5 protein-coding genes are annotated in these 3935 nt (G+C 62.3%); 2 read left to right on the top strand and 3 right to left on the bottom strand.

The window, feature by feature from the left end; translation table 11 throughout:
- Positions 1 to 218 precede the first annotated feature (218 nt).
- Positions 219 to 581: an Mpo1-like protein gene (locus NUV89_RS28315; protein WP_257783913.1), complete on the top strand. Its 363-nt coding sequence runs from the start codon at positions 219 to 221 to the stop codon at positions 579 to 581.
- Between the two features lie 3 nt (positions 582 to 584).
- On the opposite strand, the gene NUV89_RS28310 is transcribed toward NUV89_RS28315, so the two are convergent.
- The 3 genes from NUV89_RS28310 to NUV89_RS28300 all read right to left on the bottom strand — a co-directional run bounded on the left by NUV89_RS28310 (position 585) and on the right by NUV89_RS28300 (position 2614).
- Positions 585 to 1382 carry an acyl-CoA thioesterase II gene (locus NUV89_RS28310; protein ID WP_257783912.1) on the bottom strand — a complete coding sequence of 266 codons (798 nt, stop codon included), beginning with the start codon at positions 1380 to 1382 and terminating at the stop codon, positions 585 to 587.
- Between the two features lie 148 nt (positions 1383 to 1530).
- A complete protein-coding gene (locus NUV89_RS28305; RefSeq protein WP_257783911.1) occupies positions 1531 to 2292 on the bottom strand; it encodes a CHAD domain-containing protein in 762 nt (253 codons plus the stop codon).
- Positions 2293 to 2335: 43 nt separating this feature from the next.
- Positions 2336 to 2614, bottom strand: a complete 279-nt coding sequence (locus NUV89_RS28300; protein WP_017734442.1) for a hypothetical protein — start codon at positions 2612 to 2614, stop codon at positions 2336 to 2338.
- 196 nt (positions 2615 to 2810) lie between these two features.
- On the opposite strand from NUV89_RS28300, the gene NUV89_RS28295 reads away from it, so the two are divergent.
- Positions 2811 to 3848 carry a patatin-like phospholipase family protein gene (locus NUV89_RS28295; protein ID WP_257783909.1) on the top strand — a complete coding sequence of 346 codons (1038 nt, stop codon included), beginning with the start codon at positions 2811 to 2813 and terminating at the stop codon, positions 3846 to 3848.
- Positions 3849 to 3935: the final 87 nt, after the last annotated feature.

Below are 3935 nucleotides of genomic sequence, written 5' to 3'. Positions count from 1 at the left end.
AGGCAAGCCAGCTCCCACAGTAGAGCCGGTTTACACCCGGTAAAAATCGCCCGACGGCTAGGCCGTCACGGGAACAAGCTCCCTCGCCACGGGTACAGCAGCAATGCTGAAAGTTGTGCAGATCCCTATAGCCCCCATAGCCAGCCTTGATTCGCCGACCCGCCCACCCCCACCTAAACTCTGTTCAAGTTGTTTCAACGGACAGAGGATTTTTCATCATGGGCAAACGTCACCCCAATCTCCCCGCCTGGCAATGGCGCAGCTACCCGCAAAACCATCAGCACCCGACCAACCTGGCGTTGCACCTGATTGCCGTGCCGCTGTTTATCGTCGGGTTCTTGCTGATTGTGTCCGGGGTGTTCAGCTTGAGCCTGGCCAGTTTCGCCATCGGTGTGGTCGGCATCGTGGCCGGCCTGGCGTTGCAGCGTCATGGCCACAGCCTGGAAGCCCAGGCCAGTGAGCCCTTCAGTGATCGCAAAGACGCAGTGCAGCGTCTGGTGGTCGAGCAGTTCGTGACCTTCCCGCGCTTTGTCTTCAGCGGCGGCTGGTGGCGCGCCTGGCGGCAGCGCCACCGGCACTGAGTGTCAGGCGAACACCACCACGGTCTGGCGGCTGATGGCGATCAGTGCGCCACTCGGGCTCCACAGCGCGGCGGCGGCGTGGCCATAGCCGTCGCGGGCGTGCTCGATGGTTACGTAGTACTGGCACCAGTCCAATGTCGTGAGGTCCTGCAACGGCTGGATGAACTCGATGGTCCAGGTCAGCGTGCTGCCCGGCGCGGGCTTCTTCAGGTGCGGCAGCAAGGCCGGAGGCCAGGCGTCAACCAACGCAAGGATGTGCGCCTCGGTCAGCGGTTCTTCCTTCACATCCCCACGCAGTCGGACCCAGCCACCCATGTCGCGGGACTTGTTCCCGGTAAACGGTAGGCCACCAACACTCCAGCGCATCGCCAAATGGCGCATGAATTCCGGGGTGACGCCCTTGATGTAAGGCAGTTCCTGGCATTCGTCCCAGTGCTTGAACACGGGCGGCGCTGCGCTTTCGACCACAATTTCCGACTCGCGGGACCCGCCGAAACTGGCCTGCACCAGCGTCGCCACTTCACCGTTCTGCACCACGCGGCCGAGCAATTGGCTGACGGCCTTGCCTTCACGCAGCACTTCGACTTGGTAACTGGCGGGGACGTCGGGCGCCACCGGGCCGACGAAGGTGATCGCCAGCGAACGTAGCGGGCGGTCGGCTGGCACCTGGGCGCGTAGCGCTTCGTACTGCAACGCGGCGACCAGGCCGCCGAAGGTGGCACGGCCCTGGGCCCATTCGGCGGGGATGGTGACGTCTTGCGGGTGGCTTCGGGCGGCGTCGAGCAAATCACTAAAGCGCATGGCGACCTCACATCAAGGGAAACGGATGGGGGATCTTAACCAGCGTGCAGGTCGGGTACAGCGCCTATTCCGGCCAAAAGCCGGACGATTGTAGGACGCGGAGCGTCCTGGGCGGCGTTCCCACGCGGAGCGTGGGGACGATCAGGTGTCAGAAACAATCGGCGCGGAGTTTATCCAGCACGCGGTCCGCCTGCCCTTCGGCCTTGGCCATGGTGCGCTGCCACACGGCAACGCAGGGTTGCAGATCCGGCTGGTGTTCGGCCTGGGCCAGCCACTGCCAGCAGTCGTGCCAATCGCCCAGGGCGCCTTGGGCTTTCTTCAGCCGGGACATGGCGTTGGCGGGGAGTTTATGCAATTGGGGGTAGGCCTCGGCGGCATAACGCACGCGCTTGATAAGCAACCGCAGGCGGTGGCGATCATGGCTGGGGTCCTGCAATGCGGCGTCGAGGGCCTGCCATTGCTTGGCCAGACGTTTCTCGATGCGCGGGCGCAGGCCCTTGAGCAATTTCTGATGTTCGGATGCGCGGACAAAGCGCGGGAAGGCATCGAGGATCAGCAGCAGTTGCGCCAGCTCGGGGCTTTGCGCCACTTGGCGATACGCCTCGGGTTGCAGACGCAGGCGCCGATCAGCCGCCTCGTGATAGCCATGCTGGTGCAAATAGGCCGCCAGCACCTCGCGGTCACGCAACGGCGTGGTCAACTGGCCAACCGCGCTGGCGGCCGATTCCAGCTGTTCCACGCCGGGCAACCCGCGCAGGGGGCGCAACAGGCTGCGCAGGCGGCGCACGGTGGTGCGCAGGTCATGCAGGGCTTCATCGTCGGTGACGGCGGTGAGACGAGCCTGGCAGCTCAGCAACCCTACTTCCAGGCCAATGACCTGAGCGACTAACTGATCGACCAACGCTGACATCCTGCCCTCACTCTCCGATGAAAAATCCTACTCGCCGCCCGGATCAACGCCCGGCGCGCGACTCACGAATATAGAACCGCGCTTTCTCGGCCTTGTTGGCGCAGCCTTCAAACGCTTCAAATTGCTGCTGGGTCTTGGCACCGGTCAGCAGGGACAGGGCCTTGGAATAGCTGACAGTCCCGGCGAACCCTTCGGCCTTGGCCAGGTCCAGCTCGTGCCATGCGGCATCCAATTGCGTGCCGCAGCTGTCGCGGTACGCGGTTTTCCCGGCACAACCAGCCAGGGCCAACACGATCACAGGCACACACATCCAGGCTTTCATCGATGACACCTCAAAATAAAGAAAAACAGTCGTACGTTGTAGACGTTGCCTACATGAAAAAGTGCCTTGTCCTTAGCCTGAAAACGATAGTACCTATTCCCAGAGCATACCCGAGGCTTGGCACTCCCGCAGCGAAGATTGAAGCCGCCCCCTCAATGGGTGCATTGTGGGCACCTGCCATCTGTAGGACATGACCATGAAGAAACGTGTTGCCTTGGTGCTGGGCTCTGGCGGGGCCCGGGGCTACGCCCATATCGGCGTGATCGAAGAAATCGAACGACGGGGCTACGACATCGCCTGCGTCGCCGGTTGTTCCATGGGCGCCGTGGTCGGTGGCATCTACGCCGCCGGCAAGTTGGATGAGTACCGCAACTGGATCGAAAGCCTCGATTACCTCGACGTGCTGCGCCTGGTGGACGTGAGTTTTCGCCTCGGGGCGATCCGTGGCGAGAAGGTCTTCGGCCAGATCCGCAAGATCGTCGGCGAGTTGAATATCGAAGAGCTGCGCATCCCCTACACCGCCGTCGCCACCGACCTCACCAACCAACAGGAAATCTGGTTCCAGGAAGGCTGCCTGCACCAGGCCATGCGTGCTTCGGCGGCGATCCCCAGCCTGTTCACCCCAGTGATGCAAGGCAACCGCATGCTGGTGGACGGCGGCCTGCTCAACCCGCTGCCGATCGTGCCGGTGGTGTCGAGCCATTGCGATTTGATCATCGCGGTCAACCTCAACGCCACCAACCAGAAGCACTACCAATTGCCGGTGATCCAGCGCCCACCGGCGTTCAAGAGCCGCTTCAACAGCCTGGCGAAATCACTCGGTTCGCACCTGCCGTTTCGGCGCAAGCAGGCCGAGCAATTGATGAAACTGGAACAGGAAGCCTTGCAGGCCGAAGCGGCGGATATCAACCCATGGCTGGACTCGGCGGAACCCGAAGCCCAACAACCCGCCGCCGCGCCGGAAAAGGCTGGCGCGCCGAAGTCGGCGACCGGTTCGTTCATCATCGATAACGTCGGGCCGGCGTCGTTGCTGGACCTGATAAACCAGAGTTTCGAGGTGATGCAGACGTCGTTGGCGCAATACAAGATTGCCGGGTATCCGCCGGATGTGTTGATTAACGTGCCGAAGCGGGTGTGCCGGTTTTTCGAGTTCTACAAGGCGCCGGAGTTGATCGCGTTGGGGCGGGAGATTGCCAGGGATACCCTGGATCGGTATGAGAGTGAGCAAGGCTGAAATCTTGGGTGCTGCTGATGACCCCTTCGCGAGCAAGCCCGCTCCCACATTTGACCGTGTTCCAACATTTGAAATGCGGTCGAATGT

Origin of the sequence: Pseudomonas sp. 18.1.10 (assembly GCF_024655625.1) — a bacterium.
GTDB lineage: Bacteria > Pseudomonadota > Gammaproteobacteria > Pseudomonadales > Pseudomonadaceae > Aquipseudomonas.
The sequence above is the reverse complement of the archived record's forward strand: the minus strand, read 5'-3'. Positions and strand labels throughout refer to the sequence as shown.

Bases quoted from the DNA above. Each gene is read 5' to 3' on its own strand.
- NUV89_RS28315 (WP_257783913.1), top strand. From the start codon at position 219: ATGGGCAAACGTCACCCCAATCTCCCCGCCTGGCAATGGCGCAGCTAC.
- NUV89_RS28310 (WP_257783912.1), bottom strand. From the start codon at position 1,382: ATGCGCTTTAGTGATTTGCTCGACGCCGCCCGAAGCCACCCGCAAGAC.
- NUV89_RS28305 (WP_257783911.1), bottom strand. From the start codon at position 2,292: ATGTCAGCGTTGGTCGATCAGTTAGTCGCTCAGGTCATTGGCCTGGAA.
- NUV89_RS28300 (WP_017734442.1), bottom strand. From the start codon at position 2,614: ATGAAAGCCTGGATGTGTGTGCCTGTGATCGTGTTGGCCCTGGCTGGT.
- NUV89_RS28295 (WP_257783909.1), top strand. From the start codon at position 2,811: ATGAAGAAACGTGTTGCCTTGGTGCTGGGCTCTGGCGGGGCCCGGGGC.